The sequence below is a fragment of the Sphingomonas sp. T1 genome (assembly GCF_902506585.1).
Lineage (GTDB): Bacteria > Pseudomonadota > Alphaproteobacteria > Sphingomonadales > Sphingomonadaceae > Sphingomonas > Sphingomonas aerolata.
On the sequence record NZ_LR733875.1, the window covers coordinates 689,338 to 706,762 of the forward strand.

Genomic DNA, 17,425 nt, shown 5'->3' on the forward strand with positions numbered 1-17,425 from the left:
GGCCCAGTTGGTGAGGCTGCAGTAACGGAACGCACCCGTCGTCAATCACGTCCCCCAACTGGGCCCCGGCCTCCGCCGGGGAGGACGAAGAAAGCGCGGCAGGCCTCGTGTAAGGTGCAGCCCACCCCCCTACGTCATCCCCGCGAAGGCGGGGATCCATATACTCAACAGGTCGAGATACCCCCCACCGCCAGCCACTATGGATCCCCGCCTTCGCGAGGATGACGAGGCGAAGGAAAATAGGCGAAGCCCCCCCTCAGATCCCGCCCTCATCCAGCGACAGCAACGTCGCATTCCCGCCCGCCGACGTCGTATCCACCGACACCGCGCGCTCCGCGCAGAAGCGGTAGAGATAGCGCGGCCCGCCCGCCTTGGGCCCGGTCCCCGACAGCCCCTCGCCGCCGAACGGCTGCGAGCCCACCACCGCACCGATCATCGACCGGTTGATGTACAGGTTGCCGACCGCGGCCTCGGCCTCGATCACCTCGGCCGCGCGCGCGATCCGGCTGTGCAGCCCCATCGTCAGGCCGTAGCCCTTGGCGTTGACCCGCGCGATCGTCTCGCTCAGCTTGCCCGCCTCCCAGGTCGCGACATGGAGGATCGGCCCGAACCACTCCTCGTTCAGATCCTCGATCGCGCCGATCCGCACCAGAGTCGGCGGCACGAACAGGCCGTCCGCGGGCACGTCGAGCGTCTTGACGGTCTTCGCCGCCACCCGCGCGCGATACGCCATCAGCCGGTCATAGGCGGCTTGGTCAATCACCGGCCCGACATCGGTCGCCGGATCGCCCGCACGGCCGATCCTCAGCGTGTCCATCGCGCCCGACAGCATCTCGATCACGCCGTCCGCGATATCCTCCTGCACCAGCAACAGCCGCAGCGCCGAGCAACGCTGTCCCGCCGAGCGGAAGGACGAGGCGATCACGTCCGCCACCACCTGTTCGGGCAGCGCGGTCGAATCGACGATCATCGCGTTGATCCCGCCGGTCTCCGCGATCAGCGGGACGATCGGCCGGCTGTCGTCCTCGAGCAGTGCGCGTGCGATTCTGCGCGCGGTCGCGGTCGACCCCGTAAACGCGACGCCCTGGATCCGCGCGTCCGCGGTCAGCGCCGCGCCGACCTCCGGCCCGCCCGTGACCAGGACCAGCACGTCGGCCGGCACGCCGGCTTCGTGCGCGAGCTCGACTGCCCGCGCGGCGATCCGCGGCGTCTGCGGCGCGGGCTTGGCCACCACCGCATTGCCCGTGACGAGCGCCGCCACCGTCTGCCCCAGGAAGATCGCCAGCGGGAAGTTCCACGGCGCGATCGTCGCCCAGACCCCGCGCCCCTCGATATGCAGCATGTTGCGCTCGCCCGTCGGCCCCGGCAGCTCGATCGGCTGCAGCTTCGCGCGCGCCTGATGCGCATAATAACGACAGAAATCGACCGCCTCGCGCACCTCGCCGATCGCGTCCGGGATCGTCTTGAACGCCTCCTGCACACAGATCGCCATCAGCTCGTCGCGATGCGTCTCGAGCAGGTCGGCCAGCCGGTCGAGACACGCCGCCCGCTCCTCCACCGGCGACCGCGACCAGCCCGGAAACGCCGCATGCGCGCGGGTGATCGCGGCCGTGACCTGATCCCCGCCCGACCCTTCTGCTCCCCCCCGGCGAAGGCCGGGGTCCAGTTGGGAAGGCTGTCGTGACGACGCGCCGTCCTCCGTCACATCACCGCCCCCAACTGGGCCCCGGCCTTCGCCGGGGTGGTGCCCTGACGAAGCGACCGGCGCATTCACCACCTTAACGGTCGCCGCCAGCGTATCCACGTCACTCAGATCGAGCCCCGCCGAATTCCGGTGCCCGCCCGCCCCGAACAGGTCGACTGGCAACGGAATGCTCGGATGCCGCTTGCCCCCGACCGCCGCGATCTTCGCCACCGGATCCGCGAGGATCTCCCCCTCGGTCAGCCGCTCGTCCGCCAGTTGATGCACGAAGCTCGAATTCGCCCCATTCTCCAGCAGCCGCCGGACCAGATACGCCAGCAGGTCGCGGTGCCCGCCGACCGGCGCATAGACGCGGCAATGATAGCCATTCTCCTGCACCAGCCGCTCGTACAGCCCGTCGCCCATGCCGTGCAGCCGCTGGAACTCGAAATCGCGGCTGTTGCCCGCCCATTCCATGATCGTCGCGACCGTCAGCGCATTGTGGCTCGCAAAGGCCGGCCGGATATTCTCCGCCGCCAACATGTCCTTGGCGACTGCCAGATACGACACGTCGGTCGCCGCCTTGCGCGTGAACAGCGGATAGTCCGCCAGCCCCTCGACCTGCGTCCGCTTGATCTCGCTGTCCCAGTACGCGCCCTTGACCAGCCGCACGTTCATCACCCGGTCGAGCCCGTTCGCCCATTCGATTACCGGCCGCGCGCGCTTGCCGTACGCCTGCACCGCCATGCCGAACCCGTCCCAGCCCTTCAGCGACGGCAGCCCGGCGACCGTGCCGATGATGTCGAGGCTCATCTCGAGCCGCTCGGACTCCTCCGCATCGACGGTCAGCGCGATGCCCTTCGATGCGGCCTGCACCGCCAGTGCTTCGAGCATCTCGGTCAGCGCGGGCACGCACTCGCTCCACCGCGCGACCTCGTAGCGCGGGTGCAGCGCGGACAGCTTTACCGAGATCGAATGCCCCGCCGCCGGGTCACGCCCGACCGCATCGACCGCACCGACATAGGCCTGGAAATAGCGCTGCGCATCGGCATGCGTCCGCGCCGCCTCGCCCAGCATGTCGAAGCTCGCGGTGAAGCCCTTGTTCTCCGGCCGCCGCATCCGCTTCATCGCCTCGTCGATGGTCCGGCCCATCACGAAGATCTCGCCCATCATTTTCATCGCGGCACCCACCGCCTGCCGCACGAACGGCTCGCCAGCACGGCTGATCAGCCGGCGCAGCGGCCCGGTCGCACCCTCGCCGACCAGCACGCGGCCGACCACCAGCCCCCAGGTCGCCGAGTTGACGAGCTTCGAGTTCGACTTGCCCGCATGCGCACGCCAGTCGGCATCGCCCAGCTTGTCGGCGATCAGCAGGTCCGCGGTCTCGGGATCGGGCACGCGCAGGAACGCCTCGGCGAGGCTGAGCAACGCGACCCCTTCCGACGAATTCAGCCGATATTCCTGGAGGAACTGGTTCACCCAGCCCTTGCTCTGCGCCGCGCGCAGATCGGCGAGCAGGCCGAGCGCATGACCCATCACCCGCTCGCGCGAATCCGAATCGAGCGCGGCACGCTCCAGCAGCGGTTTTAGAACATCGGGTTCGCTTGCGCGGTACAGCTTTGCCATGGTGTTACGGGCATTGGACGTTACGGCAGTCGACATTTTCCAGCTTCCGGTTGGGTGAGGCTTGCGGTCGGCCAGCCTGTACGCCTAGAGACGTCGCTGCGCTTAGCGCCAAACAGGCTAGGAGGGGAATGCCGTGGCGACGATCACCACTGCCGAGATGCAGAACCGCGTCGGCACCGAGACGCTGTCCGACTGGGTCGAGGTCACGCAAGGCATGATCGACAAATTCGCCGACGCCACCGGCGACCATCAGTTCATCCATGTCGATCCCGCCCGCGCGGCGCAGACCCCGTTCGGCGGGACGATCGCGCACGGCTTCCTCACGCTCTCGCTGATGCCGCTCCTGTCGTCGAAGATCCCCGACGCACCGACCATCGAGGGCGCGAAGATGGGCGTCAATTACGGCGGCAATTCGGTCCGCTTCCTCACGCCCGTCCGGTCGGGATCGAAGGTCCGCGGCCGCTTCAAGCTGCTGTCGTTCGACGAGAAGCGCCCCGGCCAGTGGCAGCAGACCAACAGCTTCGCGGTCGAGATCGAGGGCCAGGACAAGCCCGCCCTGATCGCCGAATGGATCAGCCAGGTTTTCGTTTGATACCGCTCCCCTCGCGCTTGCGGGAGGGGACTTCAGAAAAAAGGATAGCATCATGCGTTCAGCCGTTATCGTCTCCACCGCCCGCACCCCGATCGGCCGCGCCTATCGCGGTGCGTTCAACAACACCCCCGCGCCGACGCTCGCCTCGCATTCGATCAAGGCCGCGGTCGAACGCGCCGGGATCGACGGGGGCGAAGTCGACGACGTCGTCTTCGGCTGCGCGCTGCAACAGGGGCATCAGGCGGGCAACATCGCGCGCACCTCGCTGCTCCGCGCCGGGCTGCCGACGACCGTCAGCGGCATGTCGCTCGACCGCCAGTGCGCCAGCGGGCTGATGGCGATCGCCACCGCCGCCAAGCAGATCATCACCGACCAGATGGACATCACCATCGGTGGCGGGGTCGAGAGCATCAGCCTCGTCCAGACGCCGCAGATGCGCGTCGCCCCAGATCCCGAACTGCTCGCGATGCACCGCGACGTCTATATGCCGATGCTCCAGACCGCCGAGGTCGTCGCCAAGCGCTACGGCATCACGCGCGACGCGATGGACGCCTACGCACTCCAGTCGCAGCAGCGCACCGCCGCCGCGCAGGCCGCGGGCCATTACGACGCCGAGATCGTCCCCGTCACCGCGAACATGGCGATCGTCAACAAGGAGACCAAGGACGTCACCTACAAGGAGGTGACGATCGCCCGCGACGAGGGCAATCGCGCCGACACGACGCTCGAGGGCCTCCAGTCGCTGAAACCCGTGATGGGCCCCGACATGACGATCACCGCGGGCAATGCCAGCCAGCTGTCCGACGGGTCGTCCGCCTCGGTGCTGATGGAGGAGAAGATCGCGTCGCAGCGCGGGCTCCAGCCGCTCGGCCGCTATATCGGCATGGCGGTCGGCGGCACCGAACCCGACGAGATGGGGATCGGCCCGGTCGTCGCGATCCCCAAGCTGCTCAAGCGCTTCGGCCTCAAGATGGACGATATCGGCCTCTGGGAGCTGAACGAGGCGTTCGCGGTCCAGGTCCTCTATTGCCGCGACACGCTCGGCATTCCCGACGAACTGCTCAACGTCAGCGGCGGCGCGATCTCGATCGGCCATCCCTACGGCATGACCGGCGCGCGCGCGACCGGCCATGCGCTGATCGAGGGCAAGCGCCGCGGCGCAAAGCATGTCGTCGTGACGATGTGCGTCGGCGGCGGCATGGGCGCGGCGGGCCTGTTCGAAGTCCTGTGATGCTCGCGGGGCGGCGGTGGCAACCATCCTCCGCCCCGCCCGTTCTCTGTGGCAATCCAAGCCAATAGGAGAACGACGATGGCCGACAAGGATACCCCGCAGGAAGTCGCGAACACCTTCCTCGACAAGCTGAAGTCCAGCCCGTTCGTGATGATCGGCCTCGACGACGGCCAGCATTCCGAGCCGATGACCGCACAGCTCGACGACGATCAGCCCAACGTGCTGTTCTTCTTCGCCGGTCGCGACAACCGCATCGCCAAGGGCGGCGCGGCGATGGCGCAGTTCGTCGGCAAGGGGCATGATTTCTTCGCGTGCATGGCCGGCACCGTCTCGCAGATGAACGACCGTACGCAGATCGACAAGCTGTGGAACAACCAGGTCGAGGCCTGGTTTCCGGGCGGCAAGGAAGACCCCAACCTCACGCTGCTGCGCTTCGATATCAACAGCGCGGAACTCTGGGAAACCGACGTCTCGCTGACCGGTCGCGTCAAGATGCTGTTCGGCGGCACGATCACGTCGAGCGAGTCGAGCAGCCACGCCGTCGTCGACTCGGTCGGCTGACCCAGATACCGATCGCGACCGCCGGTTTCAGGACCGGCGGTCGCGATCGACCTTTATAGTGGCGGATAGTTATCCGTTCGCGGTGATGAACTCCTCGACCACCGGCGCGATCGTGTTGCGCCAGCGCGATCCGTTGAAGATCCCGTAATGACCGGCCCCCTCGGCCATCAGATACCGCTTCTTTGCCTCGGGAAGAGCGGTCGCCAGCGACAGCGCGGCCTTGGTCTGCCCCAACCCCGAAATATCGTCGCGCTCGCCCTCTATCGCCAGCAGGCCGATGTCGGTGATCGCCGCCGGATCGACCGGCCGTCCGCGGTGGGTCAGCAACCCGCGCGGCAGCGCGTGCGTCTGGAACACCACGTCGATCGTCTGCAGATAGAATTCGGCGGTCATGTCGCAGACCGAGCGATATTCCTCGTAGAACCCCTTGCTCGCCATCGCGCTCTCGCCGTCGCCCTGGACGAGATGCTTATACATCTCCCAGTGCGAGACCATGTGGTTGCCGAGGTTCATCGACATGAAGCCGGCCAGCTGCAGGAAGCCCGGATAGACCTTGCGCCCCGCTCCCGGGTAATTCGCCGGCACCGTCGCGATGACATTCTGTTCGAACCACGTATGCGGACGCTCGGTCGCCAGCGTGTTGACCGCGGTCGGCGCCTCGCGCGTATCGACCGGCCCGCCCATCAGCGTCAGCGTCTTCGGCCGGCACGGATTGCCGTCCGCGCTCATCAGCGCCGCCGCGGCATAGCAGGGCACCGACGGCTGGCAGACCGCCAGCATATGCGTACCGCCCTGCCCCTCGTTCGCGCCGATCGCCTCGAGGAACGCGATCACATAATCGATATAATCGTCGAGATCGAACCGTCCGGCGGACAGCGGAACGCTGCGCGCGTCGCGCCAGTCGGTGATGTACACGTCGGCGAACGGCAGCATCCGCTCGACCGTGCCGCGCAGCAGCGTCGCATAATGCCCCGACATGGGCGCGACGATCAGCAGCTTGGGGCCGCCCTCGACGCCCTCCCGCACGAACCGCTTGAGCTGGCCGAAATCCTTGCGCAGCACGATCTCCTCACGGACCGCGAATTCGCGTCCGTCGATGATCGTGTGGTCGAGGCCGAACGCCGGCTTCCCGCGAGTCGCATTGACGTGCGCGAACACCTCCAGCGCCGATCCGACGACCGCGCCGCCGCCCAAATAGGCGAATGGGTTTGCTGGATTGTTCAGCATTCCCGCCCCGAAACTGGCCATTCTGCTGGCACCTGCCATCATCGACCGCTGGAATTCATAGGCATCGTAGAGCATTCGGTATCCTCTACCCCAAAAGGGGTTAACATTTCCGTAACGCAATTATGCTGCCGCGCAACAGAGCATTGCCGGGACGCAGGCGCGCGCGTGTCCCAAACCCGTGCGCGTCCTGCTCGTCCAACGTCCCGGCCGTCATGCGGTTGCCGTTGAGCGCGACCCCCGCCGCTGCTAGGCGATCCGCCATGGCCAAGCCGATACTCGACGAAAAGACGCCCCGCCGGATCGGCGACCTTGCAATGGTGTGGCGACACGCCGCGAACTATCCGCGCCAGATCACCTTTGCGGGACTCGCGCTGGTAACCACCTCGGCCGCGACGATCGGCATACCGTACGGCTTCAAGCGCGTGATCGACCGCGGCTTCGGCCCGGGCGCGAGCGGATCGGTCGGGACCTCGTTCCATTACCTGCTCATGATCGTCGTGGTGCTCGCGGTCGCGACTGCGGTGCGCTTCTATTATGTGTCATGGCTCGGCGAACGAGTCGTCGCGGACATCCGCACCACGGTCCAGCGTCACCTGCTCACCCTGACGCCGCGCTTCTTCGAGGAGAATCGCCCGTCCGAGATCGCCTCGCGGCTGACCTCGGACACCGCGCTGATCGACCAGGTCGTCGGCAGCACCGTCTCGATCGCGCTGCGCAACACCTTCACCGGGGTCGGCGGGTTGATCTATCTGTTCGCGATCTCGCCCAAGCTCGCCGGGCTGCTGATGATCGGCATCCCCCTGATCGTCCTGCCGATCGCGCTGCTCGGCAAGCGCGTCCGCAATTACTCGCGCACCTCGCAGGACCGCGTCGCCGATGTCGGCTCGATCGCCACCGAGACGCTCGGCGCGATGAAGGTCGTGCAGGCGTTCGGGCAGGAAGACCGCGAGGCGACCCGCTTCGGCGACGCGGTGCGCGCGACCTTCGCCGCGGCGCGCGCGCGGATCCTGTTGCGCGCGATCATGACCGCGATCGTCATCGGCCTGCTGTTCGGCTCGATCACGCTGGTGCTGTGGGAAGGCGCGGTCGACGTCGCCGCCGGGCGGATCAGCGGCGGCGCGATCGCCGCCTTCGTCCTCACCGGCGGGATCGTCGCGGGCGCCTTCGGAGCGCTGACCGAGGTCTATGGCGATCTGCTGCGCGGCGCGGGTGCCGCGGGGCGGCTGTCCGAACTGCTCCGCGAGACGCCCGAGATCGCGCCGCCCGCCGTGCCCGTCGCGCTGCCACAGCCGTCGCGCGGTGCGCTCGCCTTCGAGGGCGTCCGGTTCCATTACCCCACCCGTCGCGACGTCGCCGCGCTCAACGGCTTCTCGCTCGACATCAGGCCGGGCGAGACGGTCGCGGTCGTCGGCCCCTCGGGCGCGGGCAAGACCACGCTGTTCCAGCTCGTCCAGCGCTTCTACGATCCCGATGCGGGTCGCGTGACGCTCGACGGCGTCGACCTGCGCGATGCCGATCCCGCCGCGGTCCGCGCCCGGATCGCGATGGTGCCGCAGGAAACCGTGATCTTCGGCGCCTCGGCGCGCGACAATCTCCGCTATGGCGACTGGACCGCAACCGACGACCAGCTCTGGGCCGCCGCCGAGGCCGCCAACGCCGCCGAATTCCTCCGCAAGCTCCCCGAAGGACTCGACACCTTCCTCGGCGAGGGCGGCGCGCGGCTGTCGGGCGGCCAGCGCCAGCGCGTGACGATCGCGCGCGCGCTGCTTCGCGATGCCCCGATTCTGCTGCTCGACGAGGCGACCAGCGCGCTCGACGCTGAGAGCGAACGGCTCGTCCAGGAGGCGCTCGAACGGCTCATGGCGAACCGCACCACGCTCGTCATCGCGCACCGCCTTGCAACCGTCCGCGCCGCCGAACGGATCATCGTGATGAACGACGGCCAGATCGTCGAGGAGGGCTCGCACGGCGCGCTGATGACCAACAGCGGCCTCTATGCCCGGCTCGCCAGCCTGCAGTTCAACGACGCGGCCTAGCCCTTCGGCGGTTTCGCGCGCTTTGGCTTGGGCAATGGCAGCTCGGCGGCCGAGATCCGGACGATCTCGGCCATCCAGTCGGCATCGTCCCAGCGATCCGCGTCGATCACCAGACAGGGTTTCGCCCCCGGATAGGGCGATGCCTCCTCGACCGCTGCGCCGTCGTTGCCCGCGAACGCGCGCCCGCCCGGGGTCGGCTTGAGGAACAGCCGGTCGTCGCAGATCAGCGCGACCATCCGCCCGTCGCAATAGACGCCATATTCGCCGAACATCGGCCGCGCGGCGACATCGCCCGCGGCGGCGATCTGCTCGACGATGAACGCGACGATGCTCGGGTCGGAGGCCATTGCCCGATCCTGCCAGATCCGCCCCGCCTTGACGAGACGCGGCGTTTCGCTTGCGGGGCGGCGCCGGTCGGGGCAGACTTGCGACAAAACGGGAGATGGACATGCGCGACTTCGACATCGTCATCTATGGCGCGACCGGCTTCACCGGCCGGCTGGTCGCCGAATATCTGGTCCAGGCCTATCCGACCGGCCTCAACTGGGCGATGGCCGGGCGATCGCGCGCCAAGCTCGAGGAGGTTCGCGACCTGATCGGCGCGCGCGCCGACACGCCGCTCATCACCGCCGACTCGGCCGATCCGGCAAGCCTGCGCGCGATGGTCGAGCGCGCGACCGTCGTGATCTCGACCGTCGGGCCCTACCAGCTCTACGGCTCCGACCTCGTCGCCGCCTGCGCCGCATCGGGCACCGCCTATGTCGATCTGTGCGGCGAACCCGCCTGGATGCGCCACATGATCGACGCACATGAGGGAGAGGCCACGCGCACCGGCGCCCGGATCGTCTTCTCCTGCGGCTTCGACAGCATCCCGTTCGATCTCGGCGTGCTCACGCTCCAGGAGGCGGCCAGGGCGCGTTACGGCAGTCCCGCGCCGCGCGTGAAGGGCCGCGTCCGAACGATGAAGGGCACCTTCTCCGGCGGCACCGCGGCCAGCCTCAAGGCGACGCTCGCCGCCGCCGCGCGCGATCCCGGTATCGTCAAGCTGCTGACCAGCCCGTTCGCACTCACCCCCGGCTTCACCGGGCCGCATCAGCCGAGCGGGCTGCTCCCCGAATATGACTCGACGCTCCAGACCTGGGTCGCACCGTTCGTGATGGCGCCGATCAACACCAAGAACGTCCACCGCACGAATTTCCTGCTCGGCGAGGCGTATGGCGCGGACTTCGTCTATGAGGAGATGATGGTCGCGGGGCTCGGCGACATGGGCAAGGCCGCGGCGGAGGCGATCGCGAAGTTCAATCCCTTCGCGGGCGACAAGGGCCCGAAGCCCGGCGAAGGCCCCTCCAAAGCCGAACGCGATGAAGGCCATTACGATCTGCTGTTCGCAGGGATCATGCCCGATGGCAGCCGCATCGACACGGTCGTGACGGGCGACCGCGACCCGGGCTATGGATCGACCAGCAAGATGATCGCGGAATCGGCGATCTGCCTCGTGCGCGATGTCGCGGGCGATGGCGGCATCTGGACGCCGGGCGCGCTGATGGGCGCCAAACTGCGCGACCGGCTGATCGCGCATGCCGGGCTGACCTTCGTCACCAGCTGAGCGATCACGGCGTAAACATTTGATATAAGGGTGATCGCGCCCTATCTGAACGGGGGATTACAAAGGACTCCCGCCTCGATGCTCGTCGGCCATTCCCTGTCGGACCCGAACGGTCTGCTACTGACGATGGACCAGATCGTCGAGGACCTGCTGCAACGGCCGCTTAGCGAACTCGTCGGGCGGTCCTATGCCGACGTCACCCACCCGGACGACCGCGTCCGCAACATCGATCGGGTCACCATGCTCGCGCCCGGCGCGGGCCCGGTCTGCATCCGCAAGCGCTATCTCCAGCCCGGCGGTGCGGCGGTGTGGGTCGACGTCCATGTCTCGCGGCTCGACCGCGGGCTCGAGGCCGGCCGGCTCGTCGGCACGCTCTACCTCCCGCAAGCCAAGGCGCTCACCGCGGTGCCCGACGTCGTCATGCCCGAACGGCTCTGGCAGGTCGCGCTGAAGGTCGACCGGAGCCTGCACCGACGACGCGAACAGCTGGGCGACGACCTGTTCGGCGACCATGCCTGGCTCGTGCTGGTGCAGATCTATCTCGCCGAGGCCGAGGGTCGGGTGATCGATGCGGCGACGCTGGGCGCACTGTCGCTGCTCGATCTGCCGCGCACGCACCGCTGGATCGGCGCGCTCGCCGAAAAGGGCCTGGTCGAACGCCCCGACTGCAGCGCGGGCGTGATCCAGCTCACCGCCACGGGCCTCGCCAGGACCGAAACCCTGCTCGCCACCTACTCCGACTTGGCGTAACAGCGGCGGCGCCATCTTCGATCCGGACCGTCCTGCCCATGCCTGCCGACCCCTTACCCGCCGCCGATCTTCTGGCGAGCCACCCTGAGTCCCTCGGACCGGTCCGCGTCGCCGCGCTCTATCGCTTCACGCCCTTTGCCGACATCGCCGCGATCAAGCCGCCGCTTGCCGCACTGTGCTGCGCGCAAGGCGTGAAGGGCACGCTGCTGCTCGCAGCCGAGGGGATCAACGGCACGATCGCAGGGACCAACGCGGCGATCGACACTGTCCTCGCGCATATCCGGTCGCTGCCCGGCTGTGCCACGCTCGACGTCAAGGATTCGCGCGCCGAAACGATGCCGTTCCACCGCATGAAGGTCCGCCTCAAGCGCGAGATCGTGACGATGGGCGAACCCGATATCGATCCGCTCGGTGATGTCGGCCGCTATGTCGAGCCCGGCGAGTGGAACGCGCTGATCGCCGATCCGGGCACGATCGTGATCGACACGCGCAACGATTATGAGGTCGCGGTCGGCAGCTTTGCAGGCGCGATCGACCCGAAGACGCGCAGCTTCCGCGACTTCCCCGCCTGGTTCCGCGAGCACCGCAACCAACTCGTCGGCGACGGCCCGCCGCCGAAGATCGCGATGTTCTGCACCGGCGGGATCCGTTGCGAGAAGTCGACCGCGTTCCTGAAAGCGGAAGGGTTGGACGAGGTCTATCACCTGAAGGGCGGCATCCTCAAATATCTCGAAACCGTGCCCGAGGCCGAGAGCCTGTGGGAAGGCGAATGCTTTGTCTTTGACCAGCGCGTCGCGGTCGGCCACGGCCTCGCCCCTGGTACCCACGCCCTGTGCCATGCCTGCCGCATGCCCGTCAGCCCCGCCGACCGCGCCTCGCCGCTCTATGTCGAGGGGATCAGCTGCCCCGCCTGCCATGACGCGCGCGACGCGACCCAGCGCGCCGGCTATGCCGAACGCGAACGCCAGATGCGCCTCGCCGAAGCCCGCGGCCAGACGCATGTCGGCGCGGTCCTCCCGCAGACGCACGCGGATGACGACGGCAACACCCCTTCTCCGTCATCCTGACGAAAGTCAGGACCCACACCCCCTTCCCGTCATCCTGACGAAAGTCAGGATCCAGAGTAACGGGCGGCACCTTCGTGGCTCTGGGTCCTGACTTTCGTCAGGATGACGAGGTTCAGGCGACGGATCCCGACGCGTGCGAACCCTCAGCAAACCGCGCCGCCAGCGCCGCATTCCCCTGCGACATCGCCAGCGACGCCACGCTGTTCCCCGCCGCATCGACCACCGCCGGATCCGCACCCTGCTCGATCAGCAGGTCGATGATCGCCCCCTGATTGAACAACGCCGCCATCATCAGCGCGGTCTGCCCGACGCCGTTGCGCCGGTTCACGTCCGCCCCTGCCGCGATCAGCATCCGCGCGATCGAGGTATAGCCCTTGAAGCACACCCCCATCAGCGCGGTATTGGCGGTGCTCGCCGGATCGCCATCGACTAGTGCGCCCGCGTCGAGCAGCAGCCGCGTCGTCGACTCCTGCGCATTGTAGCTGGCGAGCACGAGCGGCGTGTACCCCCGCGCATCGGTCACCTCGATATCGACCCCCGCCTGCAACAGCGCGGGGATCATCTCGTCCCGCCCCATCCGCGCGGCATCGAACATCAGTTCGACCAGCCGCTCGATCGGCGGCAATGGCGGCAGCTCGCGTACGTCAGTCATCATTCGCCTCGATGATATGCGGGACGAAGCGCGCCATGTTGCGCGTCACCACCGTCTCATCCTCCCGAACGCCGATCCCCGCGGCTTCGTTGCCGACGATCCACGCACCGATCACCGGATGCCGCCCGTCGAACACCGGCGGCGGCGCATAGGCCTGGAGGATCGCCCCTTCGGCACCATAGCCCTGGTCGAGAATGGCGGGCGTGCCGCCCTCCCCGCCGACGATCTCGACATTGGCACCCTCGCGCGAGAATAGCGGCTTGCGGACATGGCGCGGCCCCAGGATCGTCGCCGCCGGATCGCCGTCAAAGAACGCCGGCAGCAGATTCGGGTGCCCGGGATGCCGCTCCCACAGCAGCGGCAGGATGCCCTTGTTCGACAGGATCGATTTCCACGCCGGCTCGATCCAGCGCACGTCCGCGCGTGACAGGTTCGGCGCATAGGGTTCGCGCAGCATGAACTCCCACGGATAGAGCTTGAACGCCGCCTGCACTTCGAAGCCTTCGGGGTCGACGAATCGGCCATCGGCGGCGAGGCCGATATCCTTCATCTCGACGAACTTCGGCTCGATCCCGACCTGGCTCGCCAGATCCTCGAAGAACCGCACCGTCTGCCGGTCCTCGATCGCGGTCGCGTCGGCTGCGAAATGGACGAAGCCGCCGCTCGGGAACAGCGCGCGGAAGCGTTCGCGGAGCTTGTCGAACAGGCTGTTGAACTGGTCGGTCCCCGCCGGCATCGCTCCGCTCGCGAGCAGGTCCTCCAGCCACATCCACTGGAACGTCGCGCATTCGAACACCGATGTCGGCGTGTCCGCGTTATATTCGTAGAGCTTGGCCGGTCCCGTCCCGTCATAGGCGAAGTCGAACCGGCCATAGAGTGACGGCTGGCGCGTCCGCCACGTTTCCGCGACGTAATTCCACTGCTCGCGCGGGATGGCGAGCCGCTCCATCAGCTGCTGGTCGCGCACCACCTCGTCGACCAGGTCGAGGCACATCGCGTGCATCTGTTCGGCCGCGGGTTCGAGATCCTCCTCGATCTCCGCCAGCGTGAAGGCATAGGCGGCGCTCTCGTCCCAATAGGGTTCGATTGCGTCGCCGACCGCCGTGCCGTGATAGACGAACCCGATCGCGTCGGCCCGTTCGCGCCAGTCGCCGCGCGGGTCGACCGCGATCCGGCGCATCAGTTGTCCTGCGTCTTGCTGTCGTCGCGCTGCTCGATCCGCAGCGTCTGCCCGAGCTGGTCGGTCTTGGGCGCGGTCAGCCGGGCGAGCACGTCGTCCGCGGACGACTGACCCGGCAGGATCCCCGCCTGGCGCAGCTTCTCGTCGAGATCCGCGCCGGTGCGCCGGTCCTCCAGCTCGCCGGCCGCCTTGATCCGCTCGCCTCGGATCGCCTGCCGCTCGCGGATCCGCGCGAGGCTGTCCGCCGCGGAGCCCAGCTTGTTGCCCGCGCCGATGCTGCCCGATGCGACCGTCGCCTGCGCCTTCTGCACCGACTCGTTGACCTTGACGACCTCGACCTCGCGGCGAAGCTGCTCGATCTTGCGGTCGGTCTGCGCCACCGCAGTGTGGATCTGCTCCTCGGCGGCGCGCATGTCTTCGACCTGCGGGCTTTTCAGCGCGATGTCCTGTTCGAGATCGGCGATCCGCTGCGCGACCTGCCGCGCAAGGTCCATATTGCCCTTCTCGACGGCGATCCGCGCCGAGGCCTCGTATTTCGCGGCCTGCGCGCGGAAGCTCTCGACCTCGGTCTCAAGGATGCGACGGCGGGCGACCAGCCCGGCCAGGTCGTCGCGCGCTTTCCCTTGCGCCTTGTCCGCGTCGCGGATCTCCTGGTCGAGGATCCGCAGGGCGTTCGCGTCGACGACCGCCGCGCCGGCTTCATGCGCGCCCGCCCGGCCGAGGGTGAAAATCTTGCTCCAGATGGCCATGCCAGTCTCTCCGTATGATGCTTTGGGTCAGGCGGCGGGGATCTGCGCGTTGCGCAGGTCGGTGGCCGCATCGATCGCGTTCTCGGCCAGCGTGCGCATCTCGATCACTATCGTGTCGAGCCGGCTCGACGTCGCGAGTTCGCCGAACAGTTCATAATAATCGCGCCCTTCGACGCTGCCGATCCCGAAGTTCGACAGCGGCACCAGCTTCTGCGTCTTCAGCAGGAACGCGTTGAACGCCGCCTGGTCCTCCTGCTCGTCGCACGGCCAGAGCAAAGTGGACGCCGAGATCTGCGCCTCGCTGACATTGACGAACAGTTCGAGGTCACCATGCTCGTGCATCGTGACGAGCAGGATCGGATCGGCCCCCTCGACGATACGGACGCTCAACTCCCCCGTTTTCGCAGGCTCGGACGTATCGAGCGCGGCCTTCAGGCTGCGGACGGTCCAGATGTCGGTCAATGCAAGAACTCCCATGCGTGGCTCGTGCGCCAACATAGGACGTCTCGGAAAGCCTTGCTATGCCGTTCGCTCGCGAAAGCGGCGGCATCCGCATCCCCCTCCGTCATCGTCCGACTCCGCCCCCCCCCACTCCGTCATCCTGACGAAAGTCAGGACCCAGGGTTACTATGCGATGCCCTTGATTACCCTAAGTCCTGACTTTCGTCAGGATGACGAGAAAAGACACGATGACGGGACACACCCCACCCCGCCGCCCTTTGCGACCGCCACCGCTTTGCCCTATGCAGGCCGTCAACACAGATGCGAGGATTGCATGTTCGATCGCCTGTTCGGCCGCAAGCAACCGCTTGAAGGCTCCGGACTTCCCGTCATCCGCAACGTCACGCTCGGCCGCACGGTGACCGTCGACCCGCTCGCCTGGCGCCGGTTCGGGTCGGAGCTGCTGTTCCCGTTCGACCGCGACACGCTGGTGATCGTCGCGCAGGGTCTCGTCGACCTCAACGAGGGCGGGTTCGTCCACCGCTTCTACACCGATGACGACATCATGTTCCAGGCGGTCTCGAACGACCGCGCTGGGCAGGACGTCACCGACGTCACGATTTTCGCGCCCTGGGAGAGCGCCTACCCCTCCTCCGCCGCCGAACGCCCCGCCTGGAAGTCCCGGCTCAAGGCGCGCAGCTTCACCGCCGAGGGGCTCCCCGACTATGACCGCGTCTGGTTCGGCCCCGAGGCGAGCGAACAGGAACCGGTGACCTTTTGGGAGGACCTCCACGACGACCGCGACGGCATCGTCGACCGTCGCATCTTCCAGACCTGCATGCTGTTCGGCCGCGACCTGCCGGGCGACGACGGCCGCGAACTGCTGCTCGCGATCGACCAGGAGAATGAGGCGGGCGAGGTCTCGTTCGAGATCATGCTCGGCGTCGCACTGGAACTCGGCGAGTTCCGCGCCTAGCATCGTCGCATCAGCGTTCCGGGGGATTCAGATGATCGACTATTACAGCTTCGGCGCCAGCGCGGCGGCCTTCCTGATCGCGTTCGTCGCGGCCGGGCTCTTCACCATCGCGTTCAAGATCATCTTCCAGGCGACCACGCCCTATAACGAGAAGGCGCTGATCCGCGACGGCAATACCGCCGCGGCGATCACGCTGGGCGCGGCGTTGCTCGGCTATGTCCTCCCGCTCGCCTCCGCGCTGACGCACACCGTCACGCTGGTCGAGTTCGCAGTGTGGGCGGTGCTTGCAGGCGTGATCCAGATCGTCGCCGCGCTCGTCGTCCGCCGCCTCGTGATGCGCGACATTCACGACCGGATCGTGCGCGGCGATATCGCCGCCGCCACCTATATAGGCAGCATCTCGCTCTGCGTCGGCATCCTCAATGCCGCGTGCATGACGAACTGAGAGGCAAAGACATGAAGCGTTCCAGCTCGATCGTCCTCACCGGCCTGATCGCGGGCTCGGGCATCTCGCTGACCGCCTGCGACGGCGATGTCGGCGGCAAGCCCGTCGACGCGCAGAGCTACGCCTCGGTCGCCGAATGCCGCTCGGCGGGGGCGATCCCGGCCGCGCAGTGCGACAGCGCGTACGAACAGGCCAAGACCGACGCCGCCAAGACCGCACCACGGTTCGAGGACAAGCAGACCTGCGAGGAGCAGTTCGGCGCCGCACAGTGCGAACCGCGCAACAATGGCAGCGGCGGCAGCTTCTTCACGCCGTTGCTCACCGGGTTCATCATCGGCCAGGCGCTCAACGGCGGCTATGGCTATCGCGGCGCGCCGATGTACCGCGACCGTCAGGGCAATTATTATGGCGGCGCCGGCGGCCGCATCAGCCGCGATTACGTCACCGGCCGCACCCGCGTCGGCTCGGACGCCTTCACCCCCACCACGGCGCGCGCGCCCGCGCGGGTCCAGACCCGCAGCTCGGTGATCTCGCGCGGCGGGTTCGGCGGCGGCTTTGGCGGCCGCGGCGGCTTCGGCGGCTGACCCCTGATCCTCCCCCGCCAG

17 protein-coding genes are annotated in these 17,425 nt (G+C 67.6%); 10 read left to right on the forward strand and 7 right to left on the reverse strand.

Going from position 1 to position 17,425, the window contains the following annotated elements; translation table 11 throughout:
- Window positions 1-256: 256 nt before the first annotated feature.
- A complete protein-coding gene (putA, locus tag GV027_RS03005; protein WP_236559302.1) occupies window positions 257-3,307 on the reverse strand; it encodes a bifunctional proline dehydrogenase/L-glutamate gamma-semialdehyde dehydrogenase PutA in 3,051 nt (1,016 codons plus the stop codon).
- A 133-nt stretch (window positions 3,308-3,440) separates the two neighbouring features.
- On the opposite strand from putA, the gene GV027_RS03010 reads away from it, so the two are divergent.
- The 3 genes from GV027_RS03010 to GV027_RS03020 all read left to right on the forward strand — a co-directional run bounded on the left by GV027_RS03010 (window position 3,441) and on the right by GV027_RS03020 (window position 5,691).
- Window positions 3,441-3,899, forward strand: a complete 459-nt coding sequence (locus tag GV027_RS03010; protein WP_082451336.1) for a MaoC family dehydratase — start codon at window positions 3,441-3,443, stop codon at window positions 3,897-3,899.
- 52 nt (window positions 3,900-3,951) lie between these two features.
- Window positions 3,952-5,130 carry an acetyl-CoA C-acyltransferase gene (locus GV027_RS03015; protein WP_159510946.1) on the forward strand — a complete coding sequence of 393 codons (1,179 nt, stop codon included), beginning with the start codon at window positions 3,952-3,954 and terminating at the stop codon, window positions 5,128-5,130.
- A 78-nt stretch (window positions 5,131-5,208) separates the two neighbouring features.
- Entirely contained in the window at window positions 5,209-5,691 is a 483-nt protein-coding gene (locus tag GV027_RS03020; protein ID WP_159510947.1) for a pyridoxamine 5'-phosphate oxidase family protein, read from the forward strand.
- A 69-nt stretch (window positions 5,692-5,760) separates the two neighbouring features.
- On the opposite strand, the gene GV027_RS03025 is transcribed toward GV027_RS03020, so the two are convergent.
- Window positions 5,761-6,993: a polyhydroxyalkanoate depolymerase gene (locus tag GV027_RS03025; protein ID WP_159510948.1), complete on the reverse strand. Its 1,233-nt coding sequence runs from the start codon at window positions 6,991-6,993 to the stop codon at window positions 5,761-5,763.
- Window positions 6,994-7,178: 185 nt separating this feature from the next.
- Between GV027_RS03025 and GV027_RS03030 the strand changes: the two genes are divergently transcribed.
- A complete protein-coding gene (locus tag GV027_RS03030; RefSeq protein ID WP_159510949.1) occupies window positions 7,179-8,954 on the forward strand; it encodes an ABC transporter transmembrane domain-containing protein in 1,776 nt (591 codons plus the stop codon).
- Here the strand turns inward: GV027_RS03030 and GV027_RS03035 are convergent.
- Window positions 8,951-9,301 carry a TfoX/Sxy family protein gene (locus GV027_RS03035; protein WP_159510950.1) on the reverse strand — a complete coding sequence of 117 codons (351 nt, stop codon included), beginning with the start codon at window positions 9,299-9,301 and terminating at the stop codon, window positions 8,951-8,953. The genes GV027_RS03030 and GV027_RS03035 overlap by 4 nt on opposite strands.
- Window positions 9,302-9,402: 101 nt before the next feature.
- Here GV027_RS03035 and GV027_RS03040 point away from each other — a divergent pair, with 101 nt between their 5' ends.
- The 3 genes from GV027_RS03040 to trhO all read left to right on the forward strand — a co-directional run bounded on the left by GV027_RS03040 (window position 9,403) and on the right by trhO (window position 12,377).
- Entirely contained in the window at window positions 9,403-10,560 is a 1,158-nt protein-coding gene (locus tag GV027_RS03040) for a saccharopine dehydrogenase family protein (protein WP_159510951.1), read from the forward strand.
- A 78-nt stretch (window positions 10,561-10,638) separates the two neighbouring features.
- Entirely contained in the window at window positions 10,639-11,310 is a 672-nt protein-coding gene (locus tag GV027_RS03045) for a PAS domain-containing protein (RefSeq protein WP_159510952.1), read from the forward strand.
- 38 nt (window positions 11,311-11,348) lie between these two features.
- Window positions 11,349-12,377: an oxygen-dependent tRNA uridine(34) hydroxylase TrhO gene (trhO, locus tag GV027_RS03050; RefSeq protein ID WP_159510953.1), complete on the forward strand. Its 1,029-nt coding sequence runs from the start codon at window positions 11,349-11,351 to the stop codon at window positions 12,375-12,377.
- Between the two features lie 112 nt (window positions 12,378-12,489).
- On the opposite strand, the gene GV027_RS03055 is transcribed toward trhO, so the two are convergent.
- From GV027_RS03055 to GV027_RS03070, 4 genes are read right to left on the reverse strand one after another with little or no spacing between them, the layout of a single operon-like run.
- The gene (locus GV027_RS03055; RefSeq protein WP_159510954.1) at window positions 12,490-13,029 is read right to left on the reverse strand and encodes an ankyrin repeat domain-containing protein; all 540 of its coding nucleotides are present in this window, start codon (window positions 13,027-13,029) and stop codon (window positions 12,490-12,492) included.
- On the reverse strand, window positions 13,022-14,209 hold the full coding sequence (locus GV027_RS03060; protein WP_159510955.1) for a glutathionylspermidine synthase family protein: 1,188 nt from the start codon (window positions 14,207-14,209) through the stop codon (window positions 13,022-13,024). Before GV027_RS03060 ends, GV027_RS03055 begins: the two co-directional genes overlap by 8 nt.
- On the reverse strand, window positions 14,209-14,958 hold the full coding sequence (locus GV027_RS03065) for a PspA/IM30 family protein (RefSeq protein ID WP_031440688.1): 750 nt from the start codon (window positions 14,956-14,958) through the stop codon (window positions 14,209-14,211). Before GV027_RS03065 ends, GV027_RS03060 begins: the two co-directional genes overlap by 1 nt.
- 27 nt (window positions 14,959-14,985) lie before the next feature.
- The gene (locus GV027_RS03070) at window positions 14,986-15,420 is read right to left on the reverse strand and encodes a YjfI family protein (RefSeq protein WP_201302564.1); all 435 of its coding nucleotides are present in this window, start codon (window positions 15,418-15,420) and stop codon (window positions 14,986-14,988) included.
- Window positions 15,421-15,733: 313 nt separating this feature from the next.
- Between GV027_RS03070 and GV027_RS03075 the strand changes: the two genes are divergently transcribed.
- From GV027_RS03075 to GV027_RS03085, 3 genes are read left to right on the forward strand one after another with little or no spacing between them, the layout of a single operon-like run.
- Entirely contained in the window at window positions 15,734-16,375 is a 642-nt protein-coding gene (locus GV027_RS03075; RefSeq protein WP_159510957.1) for a DUF2491 family protein, read from the forward strand.
- 31 nt (window positions 16,376-16,406) lie between these two features.
- Window positions 16,407-16,820, forward strand: coding sequence for a DUF350 domain-containing protein (locus GV027_RS03080; RefSeq protein WP_159510958.1), 414 nt, complete (start codon window positions 16,407-16,409; stop codon window positions 16,818-16,820).
- 11 nt (window positions 16,821-16,831) lie between these two features.
- Window positions 16,832-17,404 (forward strand): DUF1190 domain-containing protein, encoded by a 573-nt coding sequence (locus GV027_RS03085; RefSeq protein WP_159510959.1) that lies wholly within the window; start codon window positions 16,832-16,834, stop codon window positions 17,402-17,404.
- Window positions 17,405-17,425 lie beyond the last annotated feature (21 nt).

Coding starts and splice junctions, on each gene's coding strand:
- putA (WP_236559302.1), bottom strand. CDS start 3,307: ATGGCAAAGCTGTACCGCGCAAGCGAACCCGATGTTCTAAAACCGCTG.
- GV027_RS03015 (WP_159510946.1), top strand. CDS start 3,952: ATGCGTTCAGCCGTTATCGTCTCCACCGCCCGCACCCCGATCGGCCGC.
- GV027_RS03020 (WP_159510947.1), top strand. CDS start 5,209: ATGGCCGACAAGGATACCCCGCAGGAAGTCGCGAACACCTTCCTCGAC.
- GV027_RS03025 (WP_159510948.1), bottom strand. CDS start 6,993: ATGCTCTACGATGCCTATGAATTCCAGCGGTCGATGATGGCAGGTGCC.
- GV027_RS03030 (WP_159510949.1), top strand. CDS start 7,179: ATGGCCAAGCCGATACTCGACGAAAAGACGCCCCGCCGGATCGGCGAC.
- GV027_RS03035 (WP_159510950.1), bottom strand. CDS start 9,301: ATGGCCTCCGACCCGAGCATCGTCGCGTTCATCGTCGAGCAGATCGCC.
- GV027_RS03040 (WP_159510951.1), top strand. CDS start 9,403: ATGCGCGACTTCGACATCGTCATCTATGGCGCGACCGGCTTCACCGGC.
- GV027_RS03045 (WP_159510952.1), top strand. CDS start 10,639: ATGCTCGTCGGCCATTCCCTGTCGGACCCGAACGGTCTGCTACTGACG.
- trhO (WP_159510953.1), top strand. CDS start 11,349: ATGCCTGCCGACCCCTTACCCGCCGCCGATCTTCTGGCGAGCCACCCT.
- GV027_RS03055 (WP_159510954.1), bottom strand. CDS start 13,029: ATGACTGACGTACGCGAGCTGCCGCCATTGCCGCCGATCGAGCGGCTG.
- GV027_RS03060 (WP_159510955.1), bottom strand. CDS start 14,209: ATGCGCCGGATCGCGGTCGACCCGCGCGGCGACTGGCGCGAACGGGCC.
- GV027_RS03065 (WP_031440688.1), bottom strand. CDS start 14,958: ATGGCCATCTGGAGCAAGATTTTCACCCTCGGCCGGGCGGGCGCGCAT.
- GV027_RS03075 (WP_159510957.1), top strand. CDS start 15,734: ATGTTCGATCGCCTGTTCGGCCGCAAGCAACCGCTTGAAGGCTCCGGA.
- GV027_RS03080 (WP_159510958.1), top strand. CDS start 16,407: ATGATCGACTATTACAGCTTCGGCGCCAGCGCGGCGGCCTTCCTGATC.
- GV027_RS03085 (WP_159510959.1), top strand. CDS start 16,832: ATGAAGCGTTCCAGCTCGATCGTCCTCACCGGCCTGATCGCGGGCTCG.